The sequence below is a fragment of the Mucilaginibacter mali genome, assembly GCF_013283875.1.
GTDB lineage: Bacteria > Bacteroidota > Bacteroidia > Sphingobacteriales > Sphingobacteriaceae > Mucilaginibacter > Mucilaginibacter mali.
The window spans coordinates 5,709,804-5,730,679 of record NZ_CP054139.1; the positions used below are offsets into that span (position 1 = coordinate 5,709,804).

Annotated in this window: 19 protein-coding genes and 1 tRNA gene; 11 read left to right on the forward strand and 9 right to left on the reverse strand. The window is 47.4% G+C overall.

Features of this window, described 5'->3' with window-relative positions:
- Nucleotides 1-30 precede the first annotated feature (30 nt).
- A complete protein-coding gene (locus HQ865_RS24285; protein ID WP_173417393.1) occupies nt 31-990 on the reverse strand; it encodes an EamA family transporter in 960 nt (319 codons plus the stop codon).
- A 117-nt stretch (nt 991-1,107) separates the two neighbouring features.
- Nucleotides 1,108-1,824, reverse strand: a complete 717-nt coding sequence (locus HQ865_RS24290) for a DUF4397 domain-containing protein (RefSeq protein WP_173417394.1) — start codon at nt 1,822-1,824, stop codon at nt 1,108-1,110.
- Between the two features lie 298 nt (nt 1,825-2,122).
- Between HQ865_RS24290 and HQ865_RS24295 the strand changes: the two genes are divergently transcribed.
- From HQ865_RS24295 to HQ865_RS24315, 5 genes are all read left to right on the forward strand, one after another.
- Nucleotides 2,123-3,982 (forward strand): PAS domain-containing protein, encoded by a 1,860-nt coding sequence (locus HQ865_RS24295; RefSeq protein ID WP_173417395.1) that lies wholly within the window; start codon nt 2,123-2,125, stop codon nt 3,980-3,982.
- Between the two features lie 79 nt (nt 3,983-4,061).
- On the forward strand, nt 4,062-5,129 hold the full coding sequence (locus HQ865_RS24300) for a sensor histidine kinase (RefSeq protein WP_173417396.1): 1,068 nt from the start codon (nt 4,062-4,064) through the stop codon (nt 5,127-5,129).
- On the forward strand, nt 5,126-5,872 hold the full coding sequence (locus tag HQ865_RS24305) for a LytR/AlgR family response regulator transcription factor (RefSeq protein WP_173417397.1): 747 nt from the start codon (nt 5,126-5,128) through the stop codon (nt 5,870-5,872). The genes HQ865_RS24300 and HQ865_RS24305 overlap by 4 nt, the downstream gene beginning before the upstream one ends.
- A 280-nt stretch (nt 5,873-6,152) precedes the next feature.
- Nucleotides 6,153-6,593 carry a hypothetical protein gene (locus HQ865_RS24310; protein ID WP_173417398.1) on the forward strand — a complete coding sequence of 147 codons (441 nt, stop codon included), beginning with the start codon at nt 6,153-6,155 and terminating at the stop codon, nt 6,591-6,593.
- A 31-nt stretch (nt 6,594-6,624) separates the two neighbouring features.
- On the forward strand, nt 6,625-7,227 hold the full coding sequence (locus HQ865_RS24315) for a class I SAM-dependent methyltransferase (RefSeq protein ID WP_173417399.1): 603 nt from the start codon (nt 6,625-6,627) through the stop codon (nt 7,225-7,227).
- A 148-nt stretch (nt 7,228-7,375) separates the two neighbouring features.
- Here HQ865_RS24315 and HQ865_RS24320 read toward each other — a convergent pair whose 3' ends face one another.
- Nucleotides 7,376-9,352, reverse strand: a complete 1,977-nt coding sequence (locus HQ865_RS24320; RefSeq protein WP_173417400.1) for an alpha-ketoacid dehydrogenase subunit alpha/beta — start codon at nt 9,350-9,352, stop codon at nt 7,376-7,378.
- A 71-nt stretch (nt 9,353-9,423) separates the two neighbouring features.
- On the opposite strand from HQ865_RS24320, the gene HQ865_RS24325 reads away from it, so the two are divergent.
- Nucleotides 9,424-10,278, forward strand: coding sequence for a DUF4198 domain-containing protein (locus HQ865_RS24325; RefSeq protein ID WP_173417401.1), 855 nt, complete (start codon nt 9,424-9,426; stop codon nt 10,276-10,278).
- A gap of 101 nt (nt 10,279-10,379) precedes the next feature.
- On the opposite strand, the gene rimM is transcribed toward HQ865_RS24325, so the two are convergent.
- The 6 genes from rimM to HQ865_RS24355 all read right to left on the reverse strand — a co-directional run bounded on the left by rimM (nt 10,380) and on the right by HQ865_RS24355 (nt 17,969).
- Complete coding sequence (gene rimM, locus HQ865_RS24330; protein WP_173417402.1) at nt 10,380-10,904, reverse strand: ribosome maturation factor RimM; 525 nt, start codon at nt 10,902-10,904, stop codon at nt 10,380-10,382.
- 171 nt (nt 10,905-11,075) lie between these two features.
- Nucleotides 11,076-11,150 (reverse strand) — tRNA-Val (locus HQ865_RS24335).
- A gap of 138 nt (nt 11,151-11,288) precedes the next feature.
- Nucleotides 11,289-12,617 (reverse strand): right-handed parallel beta-helix repeat-containing protein, encoded by a 1,329-nt coding sequence (locus HQ865_RS24340; protein WP_173417403.1) that lies wholly within the window; start codon nt 12,615-12,617, stop codon nt 11,289-11,291.
- Nucleotides 12,618-12,797: 180 nt separating this feature from the next.
- Entirely contained in the window at nt 12,798-13,229 is a 432-nt protein-coding gene (locus tag HQ865_RS24345) for a hypothetical protein (protein WP_173417404.1), read from the reverse strand.
- Nucleotides 13,230-13,532: 303 nt separating this feature from the next.
- Nucleotides 13,533-17,498 carry a Pls/PosA family non-ribosomal peptide synthetase gene (locus HQ865_RS24350; RefSeq protein ID WP_237073577.1) on the reverse strand — a complete coding sequence of 1,322 codons (3,966 nt, stop codon included), beginning with the start codon at nt 17,496-17,498 and terminating at the stop codon, nt 13,533-13,535.
- A 144-nt stretch (nt 17,499-17,642) separates the two neighbouring features.
- Nucleotides 17,643-17,969: a hypothetical protein gene (locus tag HQ865_RS24355; RefSeq protein ID WP_173417405.1), complete on the reverse strand. Its 327-nt coding sequence runs from the start codon at nt 17,967-17,969 to the stop codon at nt 17,643-17,645.
- 351 nt (nt 17,970-18,320) lie between these two features.
- Between HQ865_RS24355 and HQ865_RS24360 the strand changes: the two genes are divergently transcribed.
- The 5 genes from HQ865_RS24360 to HQ865_RS24380 all read left to right on the forward strand — a co-directional run bounded on the left by HQ865_RS24360 (nt 18,321) and on the right by HQ865_RS24380 (nt 20,804).
- Entirely contained in the window at nt 18,321-18,800 is a 480-nt protein-coding gene (locus HQ865_RS24360; protein ID WP_173417406.1) for a helix-turn-helix transcriptional regulator, read from the forward strand.
- A gap of 111 nt (nt 18,801-18,911) precedes the next feature.
- Nucleotides 18,912-19,439, forward strand: coding sequence for a DUF4199 domain-containing protein (locus HQ865_RS24365; RefSeq protein ID WP_173417407.1), 528 nt, complete (start codon nt 18,912-18,914; stop codon nt 19,437-19,439).
- 150 nt (nt 19,440-19,589) lie between these two features.
- Nucleotides 19,590-20,042: an SRPBCC family protein gene (locus HQ865_RS24370; protein WP_173417408.1), complete on the forward strand. Its 453-nt coding sequence runs from the start codon at nt 19,590-19,592 to the stop codon at nt 20,040-20,042.
- Nucleotides 20,023-20,346 carry an ArsR/SmtB family transcription factor gene (locus tag HQ865_RS24375; protein WP_173417409.1) on the forward strand — a complete coding sequence of 108 codons (324 nt, stop codon included), beginning with the start codon at nt 20,023-20,025 and terminating at the stop codon, nt 20,344-20,346. The genes HQ865_RS24370 and HQ865_RS24375 overlap by 20 nt, the downstream gene beginning before the upstream one ends.
- A gap of 5 nt (nt 20,347-20,351) precedes the next feature.
- Complete coding sequence (locus tag HQ865_RS24380) at nt 20,352-20,804, forward strand: SRPBCC family protein (protein WP_173417410.1); 453 nt, start codon at nt 20,352-20,354, stop codon at nt 20,802-20,804.
- Nucleotides 20,805-20,876 lie beyond the last annotated feature (72 nt).

Consider the following 20,876-nt stretch of genomic DNA (forward strand, 5'->3'; position numbering starts at 1 on the left):
ATTAAACACTAAGGTATGCTTTTCCGGCTGTTATGCAGCATCCGGGTGGAATTGTTCGGCAGTTTTTTTACGGAACGAATATTTGCTGAAGTTAACCAGCAACACACTGAACAGGATAACCAACAAGCCGCCCAGTTGCAGCAGCGAGATACTTTCGTGCGCGAACAATACGCCCAATATTACGGCTATTACAGGGTTTACATAGGCATGGGTGCTTACCTGCGCGGCCGGTTTTACAGATAAAAGCCAAACATACGCGCTAAATGCTACAATTGAACCAAATATCACTAAATAAGCCACAGCCAGCCATGCCTTTAACGGAATACTGCTAATGTGAAAAGCATTCAATTCGCCATGCATAACTGCAAGTGGTATATAAAATATGCCCCCTATAAGCATTTGCCAGCCGGTATTTAACCGGGCGGGGATATTGCTTCCCTTATATTTTGAATACAACCCGCCTGCCGACCATACTATAGGTGCAAATAATACCAAAATTAACCCGGTTATTTGGCCTTTGTCCAATAAGCCGTTTATTGATCTATTTACAGCTTCGCCAAATAACAGGAACACACCTCCAAACCCTAAAATAAGCCCGGCTATAGTTGTTTTACTTTTTAGGTTTATATGCCAGTGAGCTTTATCAATTATCACTATCCAAATAGGCCCGGTGGCCGCTATAATGGCCACCATGGCGCTTGGCACAGTTTGCTCGGCCCATATTACTATCCCAATACTACCAAATAGCATTAGCAAGCCACTGATACCGGCCGGAACAATATCTTTTTTTTGCCAAATATTATCGCCCTTAATTTTACACCAGCTTAGCATCAGCACACCCGCAATTAAAAAACGGGTAGCGCCCATCAGCATAGGCGGAAAACCGTGGATGGCCATCTGTATAAAAAAATAAGTAGAGCCCCAAACCACATACACAAGGGCGTAGGCTATAACAACAAGGGCTGGCGATACGGGTTTTGGACTGTTCATAAGGGATAAGTCAAAGATAGCAAATCGCTAACAATTTTAGCTAAACTTTGCCAGGTATCACCAAAAAAAATCCCGGCTGGAGTAATAGCCGGGATCTGAAAAAACAAACAAGAGCAGTTAATAGTAGTAAACGTTTTGCTGTAAACCCGCCGCCAGTTTAGTTTGATCGGTAGCGTTTTTTAAACCCTGCAGCCAAACGGTATAAACCGAGTTGGCGTAAATGCCTGCTTTAGTTAAGGTGGCCAATACAGTGGTGGTGCCTGCCTGGCGTATCTCAAAATCGTAGTTGCCATTGCCGCTGATGCTTACAAAGGCCGAAGCATCCTTGTAATTCATGCCTGAAGCCAACACTGTGTTGTTGCTAACCAAGTCAACCGCGCCAACATCCGGACTTAGGTTAACCAGGCGAATGGTGGCCTTACCTAATTCGGGCTGGCTGATGGCATCCTTAATGATAACAATATCAGGATGGGCAACCACATTGGCCAGGTAAACCGAGTAATACTTGTTGGCTACAACAGTAAGGGTGTCTGACTTGGTTAGCGTTTGGGTACCCGCGGTGTAAAAATTAAGGGTGCGCTTGCCGGTGTAGGCGCCAGAATAATCGAGGCCATGGCCGTAAGCAATTGGGTTAAGATTTACCTTGTTGTTGTTCAGGTAAAAATCCTGCGCGGGTGCATCGGGCGAGGTGTTGATGACCGTAATCAAACCGGCCGGGGTAACCACATCATCACTATTGTTGTGCTTTAAACATGAGCTGAATAAGGCTGCTGTCAGCAAACAAATCATCCCGATCATGCCTGCCTTTCCAAAAATTTGCTGAATTTTTTTCATACTGGTAAAATTAAATCTCAATTGGCTATACGCAGCGAACAGGCCATTCGCTACTTATTGATTAAAAAAATAATTCGGGGTTTTGTTTTAAGGTTAAAACATTGCCAGTGTGTGCTTTTGACTGCCGTTTGCAGCCCGGGTTTAAGTATCCGTTAATTTTTTATAGAACTATAGGTTGGTTTTTGTGTTTTAAAGGTTACATTAGCATAAGCCAATTATTCTCTGAACCTATTCATTGTGCATACGTAAAAAAGAATAAAAAATATTAGCCGACACCATCCCTGATCACAAAGCAGCCATGGAATACACGCAGCAGGAGTTAATGAATTTTTTTAACGCGACGGATGATGTGTTCTTTTCGGCTGACCGCATAACTTTTCGCTTAACAAAGATCTCTAACGCCTGTAAAGCCCTGTTTGGTTACGAGCCAGACGAGCTGCTGGGCGACCTTGAACTATGGTTTAACCTGGCCCATCCCGAAGACAGGCACCTGGCTGTACACAGCCACGAACAACTTTTGCGTGGCGAACAGATAAAAAGCCGCTACCGCATTATCCGTAAAGATGGCGCCATCCGCTGGGTAGAGAAAAAGGTGATCCCTGTTTTAAATGATAATGGTGAGGTGATACAGGTTGACGGCATGGTGCGCGATATTACCGAGAGTAAAATAGCCGAGGAGAAACTGCGGGAGAACGAAGCCCGTTACCGTCGTATTGTTGAAACATCGCAGGAGGGGATATGGACCATAGACGAGCATAACAAAACAAACTTTGTAAATAAAAAGATCTGCGAATTACTGGGTTACACTCCCGAAGAAATGCTGGGGCGCAGCCTGTTTGATTTTTTTGATGACGAGGAAAGAATATCGGCCGCAACCCGTATGGACAACCGGCGAATGGGCGTAAAAGAGAATATCGATATCCGTTATAAAACCAAAAGCGGCGAAAACCTGTGGACCAACATATCGGCCAACCCTATATTTGATGACACGGGGAGATACAAGGGATCGTTAGCCATGATCACCGATATCAGCAAGCGCAAAAAGGATGAGGAGGCGTTGAAAATATCGGAAGCCAATTTGCGTACGCTTTTTAACAATACCGATTCATCGTACGTATTGTTCAATTCCGATTTGAAGATCGTTTCGTTCAATAACCTGGCACAGCAGTATTCCATCGCCCAAAACAATAAAAAACTTGAGGTAAACCGGTCGGTTAAGGATTACTTTACCGAAAAGCGCTGGCCTTTTATACAGGAAATACTGGATAAGGTAAAAAACGAAGGCAGCGCCGAGTACGAACTAAGCTTTATTAGTAACGGCGCGGCTAAATGGCACCATGTGCGCTGGCTGACGGTAAAGAACGATGACCAGGAAAACTGGGGCTTTATATTAGCTAATAAAGATATCACCGAAGCCAAAACAGCCGCCCTTGAGCGCGAACGCATCACTACCGACCTGATACAGCATAATAAGGACCTGGAGCAGTTTACCTATATCATATCGCACAACCTGCGCTCGCCGGTGGCAAATATTTTGGGCCTGGCCGAGTTGCTGAATGCCCGCACCACATCGGCGGCCGAAAAGGATATGGTGTTTGAAATGGTGGCATCAGCCGTGAGGAACCTGGATACCATCATCCGCGATCTGAACCATATTTTGCAGGTGCGCGAACCAATGAACGAGAAAAAAGAAATGGTGCTGTTTAAAGATGTGGTGGAGAGTATAGAGACCACCATCCTGAACTCCGCTATAAAAGAGAACGTGCTGATAGATTGCGATTTTGCTGAAATAGAGAGCATGTATACCATCCGCAGCTACCTGTATAGCATTTTTTATAACCTGTTATCCAACAGTATCAAATTCCGAAAGCCGGGCATCCCCGCGCGTATCAGCATTAAAAGCCATCGCTATTTATTGAATGACAGGTTAGAACTGCGTTTTAAAGATAACGGCAAGGGGATAGACCTGGCTAAAAACACCGCCAACCTGTTTGGCCTTTACAAACGCTTTGATACCAGCACCGAAGGCAAAGGCATGGGCCTTTTTATGGTGAAAACGCAGGTAGAGGCATTGGGTGGCACCATCCACATTGAAAGCCAACCCGACGAAGGTACCGAGTTTATTGTGCAGTTTGGGTTACAGGCGCCAATACACTAAATCAACCAAATATCCGCCCTATTATACCATTCATCTTTTTTTATACGGATATTCACATTGCTTTATTCAGTTTTGAAGCATGAAGGAAACCGTATTCAGGGAGAAGAACCGCAGTTATTTAAAAAGCAATATTCGCCACGCTGTTATAGGGGTAGTGGTGGGCCTGGTGATTGTTGTTTTTAAATCGGCTTTTATAGGGCAGTTCCTAAATATCCAGGCGATACTTATTAACTGCATGTTTGCTGTGGTAATTACCCTCAGCATTGCTAACAGCCTTTTTATATTCGAGATGCTGCTGCTGAAAGAAAAAGTGCCATCGTGGCAGCTGATACTGGTTTACTATAGCTGCAATGCGGTTGGTATGTTAATAGGGATAGAGATATCGTACGGATTGGTATCTCTCATCTTTCAGGAACCCTTCCGTTTTTTACAACATTACCAGGAGTACCGCTTTAGCGGGGTGATTGTTTTGGTGGTGGGTACGCTTATTTATTTTTATTATGCCCAAAAAGGCCGGATGGAAACCCGCCTGAAAGAAAAGGAGATGGACATGGCCAAAATGATGCACCTGAAAACCCAGGCCGAACTGCAAACGCTGCAATCAAAAATTAACCCGCACTTTTTATACAATTCACTAAACTCCATTGCCAGCCTGATACACGAGGATGCCGATAAGGCCGAGGACATGACGCTGAAGCTATCCAGGCTTTTTCGTTACAGCATCAATTCGCAACAGGAAAATATGGCCAGCGTTGCCGATGAAATAGAGATCGTAAACACCTATCTTGATATTGAAAAGGTACGCTTTGGCGACCGCATCAACTTCATCATCCAAATAGCGCCCGAAGTAAAAGGCATATATATCCCCCGCTTTTTGATACAACCGCTGGTGGAGAACGCGCTAAAGCACGGCCTGAATAACCGCGCTAACGATGGCATACTGCAAGTCGCGATCGCGCTTGAGGATGGCGAGATCGCTATTACCATCAGCGATAACGGACAGCCATTCCCCGATGATATTAACATGGGCTATGGCCTGCAAAGTACCTACGATAAACTGGCGCTGTTGTATGGCGATGCCTATCGGATCCAGATCAGCAACCATCCGCAAAAAAATATAAAAATAAACATACCGGCAGCACGATGAGCAAAGTTTGGAAAACCCTGATCATAGACGACGAGCAACTGGCCCGCCAGCGCCTGAAGCGATTGCTAAAGCCTTACGACGAACTGGACATCATCGGCGAAGCCGCAAACGGCGCCGATGGCCTGGAGCAAATACAGGCCCTGCAACCCGACCTGATCTTTCTTGATATTGAGATGCCGGTATTAAACGGTTTCGAAATGCTGGCCAAACTGGATAAGCAGCCAAAAGTTGTTTTCACCACCGCTTACGATCAGTATGCTATTAAAGCTTTTGAGGAGGATTCCATCGATTACCTGTTGAAACCCGTGGAAGCCGAACGCCTGGAAAAAACCATTAAGAAGCTGCATCAAACCCAACAATCGGCCCCGTTGCCACTGGAGGCATTGATGAAGCAGCTACTGGTGAAAAAGGATATCAAAACCCTCACCGTTAAGATCGGCGACCGCATCCTGCTCATCAAGCTCGATGATATCCTGTTTATCGGTGCCGAGGACAAATACGTTTTCCTGCATACGGCCGATGGCAAAAAGCACTTAACCGATTTTACCATCAGTTCGCTGGAAGATAAGCTGCCCGGGCAATTCCTGCGCATCCATCGCGGTACCATTATCAATACCGATCAAATTAAAGAGATACGCAAGGGCTTTAACGGTGCCCTGGTGTTTTACCTTAACCATACCGATGCCAAAGTAACATCCAGCAGATCCAACGGGGATATGCTGCGCGATAGGTTTGGGATATAGATTAATAAGGCTGTCATTGCTGCGAGCAGCATGTGCGGGGGAGCGAGCGAAAGCGCAACGTGGCAATCTCATAGTGAGCAGGGCAATGCGAAGAGGTTGCCACATTGCCCCACCTCACATTCCCTCCCTGGGCTCCTCAATGACAAGTTGTGTTACACAAGCCCACCTTTTATTATTTTAGCCTAATGACCACACCCGACGATCTGGGGGCAACTACATCTTTTTGTTTTAAATATGAAGCTTTCGGGGGGTATTTGATATTTTTACAGATATTTCACAGATGAAAGCCAAACCTGTCATTTTTATCACACTTGTGGCGCTTGGTCTCGCCCTTAGTTCGTGCAAAACATATTTTATACCTGTTGATAGTTTTAAACAACAATTTGCCGGCTTAGATCAGAACCGCAGGGTACATACAAAAGACCCATATGGCGCTATCGAAGCTTATGAGACCTACCCTATAGATAGCATTAAATGTGTTGATGATAAAGGCACGTGGTATTTACTGGGTAACAGCCCATCGATAGAGATACGCTTTAAAGAAATAAGCGGCAGACGGACCACTTTTTATTTCGACAGGCTCATCTTCGGCAAAACATGGGTCTCGGGCCAGCGGTCGCATTTCTTTCCTTCGCTAACCCGAACGATACAGTTAGATTCGGTTAAATTAATAGAGGTACAGGATGGGCGAAAAAGATACAGGTATATTAAAATAGAATAAGCATGCGTGGCCTTTTTATTGTTTTAGCCAAATGAGTACACTCGACGACTCTGGCGCGATATTTCGTTATCACCGGGATATGGCGGCTTTACATGGTGCAGATAGTAGTTATGCGTTGGGCTGGCGCAGCGATCATGATCAGCAGATAAGGTTTGTTGCATTAGCCAAGATCGCCCCGCTTAATGGCAAGACCATACTGGATGCAGGCTGCGGCTATGCCGACCTGTTCAGCTACCTGCGCGATCGCTTTGCCATTACCCATTATTACGGTGTTGAACAAATCCCCGAATTAGTGGATATCGCTATCAGCCGTTACGGCCATTTGCCCAATGCGCGTTTTATATCCGGAAGCTTTTTAAGCCGGGAATTGCCTGTATGTGATTATGTTTTTGCCAGCGGATCGCTCAACTACAGCAGCAGCGACCCCGCCTTTATCTATAAAGCCATCAGCAAGCTTTACAATTACTGCAGCGAAGGCCTGGCCTTTAACCTGCTCAGCACTGTTTCGGCTCCGGGATTTTTAACAGCTTATGCGCCGGAGGATATTCTTGCTTATTGCCGCACTTTGAGCCGTCGGGTTACGTTGGATGATTCGTACGCGGCTGAGGATTTTACTGTGTTTATGTACAAGTAATGCTATGTCTGTTATTGCGAGGAGCCTGTGCGGGGAATGAGCGAAAGCGCGACGCGGCAATCTCGTAGTGGATAAGGCAGCTCGACGAGATTGCCGCGTCGCCCTACCTCACATGCTCTCGCTGCTCCTCGCAATGACAAAAGGCTGGTCAGCAACTCAGCAAACGCTGCATCGTTTCATCCAATCTTGCCTTAGCCAAAAAATCGTTCTCCAAAACAATATTCATCGGGATGGCGGTATCCAGGCTGGCGCAGCGCATCACCGGGGCGTCGAGGTGATAAAAGCAATGCTCGGCAATGTGCGCGGCAATCTCACCGCCGAATCCGCTGGTTAGCGTATCCTCGTGCAGTACCAGTACGCGGCCGGTTTTGCGCACGCTGTCTTCCACCGCCTGTTTATCCCATGGCTGCAAACTGCGCAGGTCGACGATCTCTACCGAATACTGTTTATGCTTTTCGGCCCATTCCAAAGCCCAGTGCACGGCCAGTCCGTAGGTAATGATGCTGGCTTGTGTGCCTTGTCGCACAATGTTAGCCTTGCCTATCTCAATCAGGTGGTCATCGTCGGGCACATCGCCGCTCAGGCTGCGGTACAGATATTTATGCTCAAAGTACATTACCGGGTTCGGGTCTTCAATGGCCGCCATCAGCAAGCCCTTGGCATCGGCAGGGAAGGCGGGGTATACTATCTTTAGTCCAGGGGTTTTGGTAAACCAGGCCTCGTTACTTTGCGAGTGGAACGGCCCCGCGCCGGTACCCGCGCCCGTAGGCATACGGATCACCACGTCGACATTTTGCCCCCAACGGTAATGCGTTTTAGCCAGGTTGTTGACTATCTGGTTAAAACCCTCGGTTACAAAATCGGCAAACTGCATTTCCATTACGGCCTTATAGCCGTTCAGTGCCAGCCCCATTGCCGTACCTACAATGCCCGATTCGCAAAGTGGCGTGTTGCGCACACGCTCCTTGCCAAACTTTTGCACCATGCCGTCGGTAATTTTAAAGGCGCCGCCGTATTCGGCAATGTCCTGGCCAAGCAATACAAGGTTGTTGTACTTGTTCATGCTTTGGCGCAGCGCATCGCTAATGGCATCAATAAAACGCTTGCTGGTAAAGTTGGTGGGCTTTTTTATGCGTGGCTGTATGTGTGGCATAAACATGTCGGCCACTTCGCGCGCGGCATTGGCATGTATTTCCCGCTCACGGAAGGCCGATTCAATTTCCTTATCAATCAGCGGCGCGAACTCATTCTTCAGGTACGGGATCCATTCCTCGCGCAAAATGTATTCGTTCACCAGGTATTGTTCAAAGCTTTTCACCGGGTCTTTGGCGGCCCATTCTTCAATCAACTGTGGCGATACATATTTGGTGCCCGATGCCTCCTCGTGCCCGCGCATACGGAAAGTGATGCATTCTAACAAAACCGGCCGCGGTGTTTCGCGCATGGAGGTGGCCAGTTCGTTTACCGCATGGTAAACTTCCAGTATGTTGTTGCCGTCAACCGTGCGGCCCTCAATGCCGTAGCCGGCGGCCTTACCGGCCAGGCTGCTGCATTTAAACTGCTCGCTGATGGGTGTCGACAACGCGTAACCATTATTTTCTATCAAAAAAATGACCGGCAGGTTCCACACGGCGGCAATGTTTACGGCTTCGTGAAAATCACCTTCGCTGGTGGCGCCTTCGCCGGTAAACACCAGCGTTACCTTTTTTCGGTTGGCCAGCAGATCGGCCAAAGCAATACCATCGGCCAGCGACAGTTGCGGGCCTAAGTGGGATATCATCCCGATGATCTTATGCTGCTGCGAACCGAAGTGAAAGGAGCGGTCGCGCCCATTGGTAAAGCCGCCGGGTTTGCCCTGCCACTGTGCCATTAAGCGCGACAGCGGGATGCCCCGCGAGGTGAACACGCCAAGGTTGCGGTGCATGGGTAAAATATACTCATCTTTTTGCATGGCCAGCGTAGCGCCCACGGCAATAGCCTCCTGGCCTATCCCCGAAAACCACTTGCCAATACGGCCCTGGCGCAGCAGGATCAGCATTTTTTCTTCGATAGTGCGGGGCCACAAAAGCGCCTTATAAAAAGACAAAAGGGTGTTTGAATCGAGATTTTTTCTGTCAAAAATCATTAGGCTAATCTAATCAATTTTTAAAACTTTGTATGTTTGAGCATCCGTATCGTTACATTTACGATAATTTTATGAAATATAGGAACCTGCTACCCCTTGCCATTTTATTGTTAGCCGTTTTACGGGTTAACGCCCAGGATAGTTACTTATCTACCCGTACTTATTTTTTGCACAAAGGCGAAAAACTGGACGTATATCTTATGTATGGCGACCAGTTTAAAGATATTGACGAGTACAAGTACGACGCGGCCAAAGTGAAGAAATTTATGCTGTACGATGGCGGCAAAAAGATAAATCTGATGACTGCGGCGAAAGACAGCGCATCGCCGGTGATGAGTAGTGTGATGAACAACCCGGGGATCTCTGTAGTGGAAATGACCTACGATATCCCGGTTACCGCTATCGACCGCGAGGTTTACGGCCAATACCTTAATAACGAGGGCCTCACCAAACTGGCTGAGACGGTAAATAACAGTAACCAATCGCGCTTTCGCGAAAAAAAGACATCGTATGTAAAGCTGGCAGTGATGATAGATAAGCCAGGCAGCGGCGAATTTGATAAACAGCTGGGACAGGATTTTGAAATTGTATTTAAGCAAAACCCCTACAAGCTTAACTACGGCGATGATTTTACCGGTACACTTTATTACAAAGGCAAACCGTTGAAAGGCGCGCCGGTAGATATATTTTTAAAGGTGCCATCGGGCAATATCTACCCGGATAGGGTTACCACTAACGATAAGGGCGAATTCTCGACCACTGTTACCCGCGAGGGCGTTTACCTGTTCCGCAGCGTGCGTACCGAAGCATCTAAAGGTACCGATACCGATTTCGAGACCATCCAAACGGCGTTCACCTTCCTGTTTAACAGCAGCAACACCCGCACCATGGATTTTAAAAGCTTTGGGTTAAGCGACAGGCATTAACGAATGTGCAAGTGTGCGGATGTGCAAATATGCAGATGCCGTCCGCTTTTCATTTGCGCATCAAAATCATTTGCACATCTGCATATACACACATTTGCACATTATTCTAAGTAAATATCCAGCAAGCCTTCGGGCAGGTCAACTGTAACTTCGTTTCGTGCTACGTCGATGCCTTTAATGGTGCTTTCATTTAGCGGGAACAGGATCTCGGTGCCATCATAATCGCAGGCGGCAATGATCTGTTGCGGGTATTCGTGCACGGCGGTGATGATGCCCAGTTCGCCCTCGTCAATATCAACAGCCAGGAAGCCCTCCAGATCGAACAGGGTGAAATCTTCTTCATTCTTTACCGGTTTTAATTTATTGGGCAGGTAAACTTCCTTTTTTAAAAGCGCGGCGGCCTTTTCAATGGTATCCACATCTTCCAGGTAGAGGTAAGCCGTGTTTTTGATGGATGGTTTATACGATGCCACAAAATAGGGCACCAGCTTACCGGCAATATCAATAAACAGGGCGTTGAATTTGATATCCTCCAAACCCGCAAAATCAACGTATAACTGCATCTCGCCCTTAAGGCCCTTGGTTTTGCCAATGGTGGCCACTTTAAAATGGTCGGGGAATTTCATATGATCATCAATCAATATTTAACCACAGAGGGCACAGAGGTTTGCACAAAGAACACAGAGACAAGTATTAAAGTATAAAAAGCGCTGTGTTCTCTGTGATTTTTCTTTGTGCCCTCTGTGGTTGAAATTTAAATATAAAACAAAAAAACCTCACATTTCTGTGAGGTTTTGTGGGAGTTACTGGGTTCGAACCAGTGACCCTCTGCTTGTAAGGCAGATGCTCTGAACCAGCTGAGCTAAACTCCCTTTGCTTTGCTTATCTTTATCAGATAAACTTCCCTTTGTTTTGGGACTGCAAATATAGAAGTAACGATCTATTCTTCAAAAAATATTTTAAAATAATTAGCAAGTGGCTTATTTCAAGCTAATTATTTTTTAAAAGCTTTATTTACCCGATTCGAAAGCACCTAAATCCGGCGCTTTACCTTTAAAGGGGAAGCCAATATCAACACCTTTATCTACAAACTGGCTGCCGGGTTTTAGTTTCATAAAGCCGTTATCGGGCAGGCTGCCGTCGGCTTTGCGGGGGGCGGTCAATAGTTTTTCGTCCAGGCTTACAAAGTCATCCGCAGTGGCGGTCAGGTTCATATCAAAGTAATTGTGGCTCAGGTCGCACTTACTGACATCCAGCATATCGGTTTCCTTCCTGCCTGCAAAACCCAGGTTATTGCGCATTTTATGACCATAACCGGGCACATCGGCGTTCACTTCATCCTTCAGGCGGTTTAGCATGTTGAAGTTAACGGTGTTCTTATAGGCGCTGTTGTTATACCAAAAGCTGCCCACGATGTGGTGATTTGAATAAAAGCCATTGGCCTTATTGCCAACCGACAAACAAAACTGTATGGTATTTTGCGGAATGGGGTTAGGCAATTCGCTGGCCGGGCGACGGGCATAACCACCGGCCTTAAAGCCGTTACCGTCACCAGCGCTTTTAAAGTTGCTGTCCATGCCGTTGTACATGGCCCAGCAATGATCAAAAACTGTCGCCTCGTAAGCGTTGATGCAGTCGTAACCATCGTCGCTGTTAAACCAGGCGCGGCAGCCCCTAAAGATATTACCTTTACTGCCGGGCTGCGGATGGTTACCAAAACCATCGGTATTGCCACCGCGGCCGTTCTCCGAAAAATTATCGTAGTTGCGGTAAGCATCGCAGTTCAGAATCAGGTTGTCCGATCCATGCAGCAGGTAAAAGCCAATGGCCATACCATCGTGCATGCTCAGTTGCTCGTAAATATTGTTGCTGCCGTGGTTCTCAAAGCATTCTGACTGGGTATGCGTTTTAATGGTTACCTGTACGCCGGTTACCTCGAAGCCTTTCAGGTGTATCCACGATCCGGTCACATAAAAAGCGGCCACACGGAAATTAGCCGGCTTTACGGCCGAGTATTCAAACACCGGTTTTTCTTTATCTTTTGTATACGCCCAGTAGTTGATGCGTTTGCCGGGTTCGCCGCTTTTATCAAGAAAGCTAACACAGGCATAACCCCGCAGTTTCTGGCTGATCTGGTCTTCGGTCATGTGATAAACCCCGCCGCGTATATAAACCGTATCGCCGGGGGCTACCAGCGATTGTGCCTTTTGTATAGTAGCCAGCGGCTTAGTGATGGTGCCGGGATTATCGTCCTTACCATCGGTGGCCACATAATAAACCTTGGCGAAGGCAAACACGCATTGCGCGCTAAATAAGGCCAGCAGTATCAGTTTTTTCATTTTACAGGATAATTGGTAAAGTAAATTACCGCCTTTCAGGCTGATTGTCCATCCTGTTGCATCCTGATTTTGAGGTAACAAACGTGATAGGAAAAGCAGTAGAGACACGATACTTCGTGTCTTTCATCGATATATAAAAACAGGTGGGATACAAAGTGGGAGGCACGAGGTATCGTGTCTCTACAGATCGAACCGGTGGGTAGCGTCTTTAATGGGATGCAATTTAAAAAGAAACACGCATGCCGGGATGGCTACGCTGCCTATCAGTATAAAATCAAAGCACGATGACCAGGTAGTGGCCCTGTCGCCCAAACCGTGGATAATAACGGCGAACAGCACCAGCATTAAGGTTTGCAGCATCCCCCAGGATATCAACTTTTTGGTAGACATGGGTAGCTCCGTTTTGCAAAGTTTGTCGAGCATCAGCCAAAACACAAACCAGCCGGGCAGGGTAATCAGCAGGCTCTCCAATATCAGCACCAGGTAAGCGCCCATGGGCAGGTAAGCCCCTATACCCCGCGAAGCGAAAAAATACATAATGTATACATGCGGCACTACAATGGCTGTAGTAAACCATATCCGTAACGAATATTGAAATGAATTGTAATACATTGGCAGGTTGCGTTATGCAAATATAATAATGATAGTGTTTTAGCGCAAATTATCTCATTCCGTCATCGTGAGCGATAGCGAACGATCCCAATTAGGCAGAGCAAACCTGCATCCCGGGGATCGTTCGCTATCGCTCACGATGACATGTTTGTTTTTCCGCTGAAGCCTCACCCTGCCCTTTCCAGAGGAGAGGGTTCCAAAGTCTCCCCCTTTGGGGGAGATTTAGAGGGGGCTTTCATCGGCAAGTCATAAAAACCATTAGAGGCCGCCGGGATTATATTACTCAGCATGACGTATTTTTTACTACACCGCATTAACCGGGCTACCCGCCCAGCTTGTACCCGGTGCCAGACGTTCGCCCTTCATCACCAGCGATAGTGGCTCGATATTGTTATCGTTACCTACCTCGCTATCGTAAAGGATAATGGTACGTGCGCCTACATTTACCCGCTCGCCAATTTTTACATGGCCTATCTTCATCACCCGGTCTTCAAAAAGGTGCGTTTGCGGGCCGCAATCCTCGTTAAGGGCGGTGTCGTCGCCAATCTCTATCATGTCGTGCTCGGTAAAATCGGTGGTGTTTAGCCAAACGCGCTTGCCGGTTTTCATGCCCATCAAGCGCAGGGCGATGGGGAGCCATGGAGTGCCTTGCAGGTATTCCAGTAAAAAGGGAACGGCTAATGCCTCGTATGTGGTGGTAATGGCCTCACTGCGCCAAACCTTCCAGGTCCACATGGGTTTTTGCTCGGCTTTGTATTTGCCAATGAAGACCCACTTCAAAGCTACGGTGAGCAAAAAGGCAGGGATCCCCATTATCCCCAAATAGTAGATCGGGAACCAAAAAAATCCCTCCCAGAAAGATTTATCAACGATAATGTCGTGCCCATAGGCAATGAACAGGATACTAAAGCAGATGATAGCAGTTTCGGGCAGAATGATACGTACCAGCTCCACCGAGCCACGGGCCACTTTGCGTTTAAGTGATGGTTTGGACACCAGCGACGCATCGAACGCATTACTCTCCTGCCGGCGCGGGATGGCGATGGCAGGTGAACCAAACCAGTCGCGGGCATCGTTACCGGCCATTTGTTCGGGCGTTGGCGGGGTGGAAAGTACCCCGATCAGCATATTTGGCGGCAAGGTATATCCTTGTGGGATAAGGGCGCTGTTGCCTACAAAGCTGTTATTATTGATGGTTGTTTTAGCCAGTATAAGTTGCTGTGCACGTACGTCGGCCTCGCCAAGGGTAACCGCATCGGCCACAAAGGCGTTATCGCCAATCTCCAACAGGGGGTGGGTAACGCTACTTGCGGTGGATACCTCGGTGTTTTTGCCCACTTTAGCGCCTAATGCCCTGAAGAACGAACCGATATAAACCGTAGCGTAAATAGGGTGCATCACCACCAAACTTAGCGACATCAGCTGATCGGCAAACCATTTGCGCACATACATCAGGCTGTAAACCGGATATTTGCCGGGCTTGATGTTGTGTTGCAGCAGGCGGGTTAGCACAATGGTCTCCAGCGCGAACAAGGCGATATAAATAGCTGCCAGCCCCGGCACGTGGATCATATAATTGAAATTATAATCGGGTGCGGCATTATCCAGATTGTTAACGGTAACAATGGTAGGCAGCAACGGCACCAGGATAATGAACGGGAACACAAATATGGTAAGTGTATAAAGCAGCTTATATTTAACGCGGGTAGCTTTGCTAACCGGCAAGGGCTGCGGCAGATCGGCAATATTTTTGGTTTCCTTTAAAACCGCCGGGCTACCCTGCCAAACTTCGCCGGGTTTGATGATTTTACCGGTTTGCAGGTAACTCAAGTCCTGCAATTCCGACCAGTCCTCCATTCGCGCGTCGCCGGCTATCAGGGCGCTGCTGCCAATGTATGCGTGATCGCCCAGGCTAATACGGCGCAGCTTCAGCCAGCCATCTTCAACAAAGGCATTGTTCAGCACCGCGCCCGAACTGATACTGACATCGCTGCCGATGCTGATCAGGTCTTCGGCGCCAATGGTCATGGCGCTTAGCTGTGCATCGGGGGCAACTTTGGCGCCCATTAATCGCAAATAAGTTGGGTAAAGCGGGGTGCCGGTTAAAAACTGCACAGGCAACAGGTTTTGCAGCGTGCGCACAAACCACCACCTAAAGTAATAGCTGCCCCAAAGCGGATAATCGCCCTCCTTCATGCGGCCTATCAGTATCCATTTTGATATAATAGCGATGAGTGTAAAAAACGGTGGCAACAGGCAGAACAAGCCCAACGCGGTGGCAATGGCGTATACCTTGCTTTCCAGATCCTGCTCTATATAATAATAACCCAGGTAGGGGATAAACACCTGTATGGCAAACAAACCGTATATGATAGGCAGCGATAGCGTTTGCGCAACCCAGCAGGTGTAATAGCGCCAGGTTTTTACTTTATTATATTCCCTTGGGGCTTTTTCTTCGATAACCTTGCTCTCCCAACTGGCGGCCAGTGCGCTTAAGGGGCGGTGCATATATACATCCTTTAGTGATGCCTGGGGCATACCGGCGTCCCTGCGCAGGCGCGAAACAAAGGCGGCGGCAAGCAGCGAGTGGCCGCCCAGGTCGTTAAAGAAATCCTGTTCGGGCGATATGGTTTTGCCGGGAAATATCTTGTTAAGTACCGCATAAAATCGGTCGGAAACCGGGGCGTTCATGTCGATGGCATCGGCCAAAGGGTTATCGTAACTAACCAGCAATTGCGGCGGTACGGGCAGGGCCTTGCGGTTGATCTTGCCGCTGGGCATCCGGGGCATTTCGGGCAGGGTAACAATAACGGCAGGCACCATGTACGATGGCAGCACTTTTCCCAGTTCGGCGCGGAAAAGGCTTTCTTCGATATTCAGCATATCCTTCAGCACTACATAACCTACCAGATGCTCTTGATCGGCGGCATCCTTTTTAACCGCCACCACGGCTGATGCCACGCCGTCGAAGGCGTTCAGGCGTACTTCTATCTCACCCAGCTCAATGCGGTAGCCACGCAGTTTTATCTGGTCGTCAAAGCGGCCATGCAGGTCGATGCTGCCATCGGGTTTAATGCTGGCCGCATCGCCGGTACGATAAATGCGGTCGCCGGGCATATTTGCCAGGCCTGCGGGTTTATCTACAAATTTTTCGGCGGTTAGCAGTGGCAGGTTCACATAACCAATGGCCAGTCCCGGTCCGCTGATGATGAGTTCGCCCTGCTCGCCTTGTGGTACCAGGTTCAGTTGCTCATCAACCACAGCCAGGTTATAATTAGGCAACGGATCGCCGATGGTGATCTCATCACCTGCCTGTAAACGGGCAATGGTGGCCGTTACTGTAGTTTCGGTAGGGCCATAGCTGTTATAAAATGCCCGGTTGGGGTTTGCGCCCCAGCGGTTAAGTACCTGTTTGGTGCAGGCTTCGCCACCGGCGTTTATTAATCTTAGGGTCGGTATATCATCATCCATCACCGCCAGCAGGCTGGGCACGGCGTGTAATATGCTGATGCGCTGCTCTTTTAGCGTAGCGGCCAGTTCGTCGATAGCCTTGGATGTGGTATTGTCGGCTACCCAAATGGTAGCGCCTGCAAGATAGCTTACCCAGGTTTCCTCGCACCACATATCAAACGAAACCGAGAAACCCTGGTAAACCCGGTCGGAATCTGTTATATTGAAGACGCTCTGTTCGGCACGTATTAAATGGCAAATATTACGGTGGCTGATGGGGATCCCCTTGGGCTTGCCCGTACTACCAGAGGTATACAGCACATAAGCCCCGTCATCCGGCTGCGGACCGGTAGTTAATTCGACCTCTTCGTCATCCGCAGGCATAGGCGGCACGGTGAATAGCGGGCAGCTTAAGTTCAGCAGGTCTTCGGTAAAGCAAGCCGATGCGCCAACCTCGGTCATTACCAGTTCGGCACGCTCGGCCGGTTGTTCACGGTCGATGGGTACGTAGGCAGCTCCGGCTTTTATGATACCTAAAATAGCCACATGCAACTCGATACCGCGCTTATGCCAAACGCCAACCGTGTTTCCTGGTACTATCCCGATTTGTGCAAGTTGCAGGGCTACAGCATCGCTCCAGCGATTAAGTTGGGCGTAGGTTATGCTTTGATCGTTAAAAATAAGGGCGGTGTTGCCCGCGTGTTCTGCAGCGCTTTGCCTGAAAAGAGAGGCCAGCGTTTCTTCGCGCAGCAGATCGGGCCGGTCATCACCACGGATGATGCCGGTATGGGTAGCCAATAGCGTTAAATCAGGGTTCACAGCGGGGTATTTAAGGTTTGCCTGGTTATGACACTCAATAGTAAGCAATGTTTAACGCCAAAACTATTTTTAACAAAATTTTAACAAAAAGGCCTTTCCTTAGCCTCTCTCCGAAGAAGAGGGGGACTTAAAGATAATAGTATCTTATTTCTGCTTATTGGCCGCCACGTTGCGGCCCGCGCGCGGGTTTTCGGGCAGGATCTCCATTTCGGGATAATCGATATAACTGGCATACCATTGTATGGCGTCAATTACATCAAGGGCGTCGTCGGGGGTAACGTTAATGGTCTCGAAAGCGTATAGCTTGCCGTTGGCGTAGGCGTATAGCTGTATCTCGTCGGTATCGGGCGTAAAAGGTTCTTCGTCGATACAGAAGACATTCATTTTCAATCCGGTATCCCGCGAATGTATCACATCCCGGCAGGGGTTCCGGGGGTCGGTAAGTAACAGGTATACATTGTGGTCCATCATACCAGTTTAACAACATATTTACAGGTTGGTTTAAAATATCTGCTTAATTTCCCGGGATATTCTTTTAATTAAAAACTCTGCTTTTTAACTAAATTTAATTGTTCTGTTATCAATGTGTTAAAACTTCCACAGGTTGTGGAAGTTTTTCCATTATGGGAATATGGCAGGAAAACATGAAAGCCTGTTTTAATAGCATTCAGGGTTGTTTTTATAATTGGCACTACAATTGGATATAGCTAAATGCCCTTCCAAAAGGGCTGTTTTTCATAGGTAGATGTAGGGCCGGTAATACTGCGAGAGTGTTTCCGGTCTTTTTTTTGCCCCGGCATCCCTGTATATTTGAACAAGCTAATGACGTTTATAAAAAGCATATACATTAAAACAAGGCATATCACCTTCTACGCCTTGCTCATGGCCGTTTTAGTGTTCGCGCTTAAATGGCTGGAATGGAAATTCCTGCTGCTGCAAAATGCTATCGAAATTTATATCGGGTTGATTGCTCTTGCTTTTACCGTGCTGGGCGTATGGGTAGCCGGTCAACTGGCCAGGCCAAAGGTTGAAACGGTGGTAGTTGAACGTGAGGTATACCTGTCGCGACCTGGCGAAACTGAAATAAACGAAGCCGAATTAAAAAAACTAAATCTCAGTAATCGCGAGTATGAAGTGCTGCAACTGCTAAGCAAAGGTTATAGCAATGCCCAAATTGGCGAGCACCTGTTCCTCTCGTTAAGTACGGTTAAAACCCATGCATCAAACCTGTTTGTTAAGATGGATGTAAAAAGCCGGGCGCAGGCGATCGAGAAGGCCAAAAGATTACGGATCACGGCGTAAGGGCATTCGTACTTTGGTACCGAAACACCCCGGAAATGCAAATTGGTACTAAAGTATGAACGGCGTTTGCTGCCCGGTTTTAGTTTTGCAGCATATTTAAACCATAAAAAAATGAAAAGGAACGTATTGATCTTTGGCCTGGTACTGGGGGCCATACTGTGTGGAAATATGATCTACATGGTTCACTTGTGTTATACCAATCCCGATTTTAAAAGTAACGATGTTGTTGGCTACGCGGCCATGATCGTTATTTTTTCGCTGGTGTTTTTCGGGGTGCGGAATTATCGTAATAAGGAGCTGGGCGGAATGATCTCCTTCGGGCAGGCGTTTAAAACCGGCGCGCTGATTGCCCTGGCCGGCGCTACCATGTATGTGCTGGTTTGGTTGTTTTATTATTATTTGTTTGTGCCCGATTACCTGGATAAATACATAACCCATGTACTAAAAGAGGTGGCACAGGAAAAACCTGCCGAACTTGCCGCGAAAACCAAAGAGATGGCCGGCTTTAAGGATATGTATAAAAATACCTTTTTTGTAATTATCATCACCTATGCCGAAGTATTGCCCGTGGGATTGGTGGTGGCACTGGTGAGCGCCCTGGTATTAAAAAGAAAGAACAAAGCTGTGGTAACCGCTTAAGCAGATCATTGCCAACTTTGTAGTAGAAAGCGCTGTCAGAAAAACAGCGCTTTTTTTTATGCCGTAAAATATTTCATCAAAAAAAGTGAAAATAAATTTGTGTAACTCATAAGTTACGCATACATTTGAGTAACTTCAAAGTTACGTATTATGGCAAAAATGATCCAACACCAATTTTTTTACCCTCACCCGCCCGAGCTGGTTTGGGAGTACATGACCACTGCCGAACTGATAGCGCAATGGATGATGAAAAACGATTTTAAACCCGAAGTAGGGCACAAATTTCAATTCACGGCTAAACCCATGCCCGAAATGGATTTTGATGGAAATATCTACTGCCAGGTTTTAGAGTTAACCCCGTTTAAAAAGCTATCCTACTCGTGGATGTTTGGTCCGGGCGATGGTGCCCCGCAAACCGAATCGATAGTACACTGGACGCTGACCGCTAAAGAAAACGGCACCGAATTGCTATTGCAGCATCGCGATTTTAAAGGGCTGAACTTCTCGGCCATGTTCGATTCGATGAACAAAGGCTGGCAGGTGCTTATGGAAAAGATACTGCAAACCATAAACGCCGCCAACGATGGAACAGCAAAGGCTTGACGCGTTCCAGGTAATAGCCGACCCCAGCCGCAGGCAAATATTGTACCTGCTATCTAAAGACAGCCTGACCATTAACGCCCTGGCCGAGAACTTTGATATGAGCAGGCCGGCGGTTTCCAAACACATTAAAGTGCTGGATAATGCCGGCTTTATATCGATACAGGATGTGGGCCGCGAGCGTTACTGCAGCCTGAAGCAGGACGGCTTTAACGAACTGAACAAATGGCTGGAATATTATGATAGCTTCTGGGAGCGGAAACTGAAGAACCTGGGGGCATTATTAAACGAACGGAACAAAAAATAAAAAACATGGAAGATCAGAATTTCAGTAAAACCTTTACGGTAGACAAAACACCGGAAGAGGTATTCAACGCCATCAGCAACGTGTGCAGCTGGTGGACAGAAAATTTAGAAGGCGCATCGCAAAACCTAAACGATGAATTTGAGGTGCGCTTTGGCGATGTGCATTATTCGCGGCAAAAATTAAGCGAAGTGATCCCCGGCAAAAGGATGGTTTGGCTAATTACCGATAGCAAACTAACTTTTGTGGAAGACCATCACGAATGGACGGGCACCGAAACCGTTTTTGAAATATCAGCAGTTGATAACAAAACACAACTAACGTTTACGCACAAGGGCCTTACCCCTAAATTTCAATGCTACAACGGCTGCTCATCGGGCTGGACCTATTATATCAACAGCCTGCACCAGTTTATTGAAACCGGGAAAGGTGTGCCTGATGAGCGGGTAATGACTGTATAATATGCAGATATAACCTTTTAATTATATTTTTTTACAGACCGGCCCGGTTTATACCGGCCGGTTTTTATATTC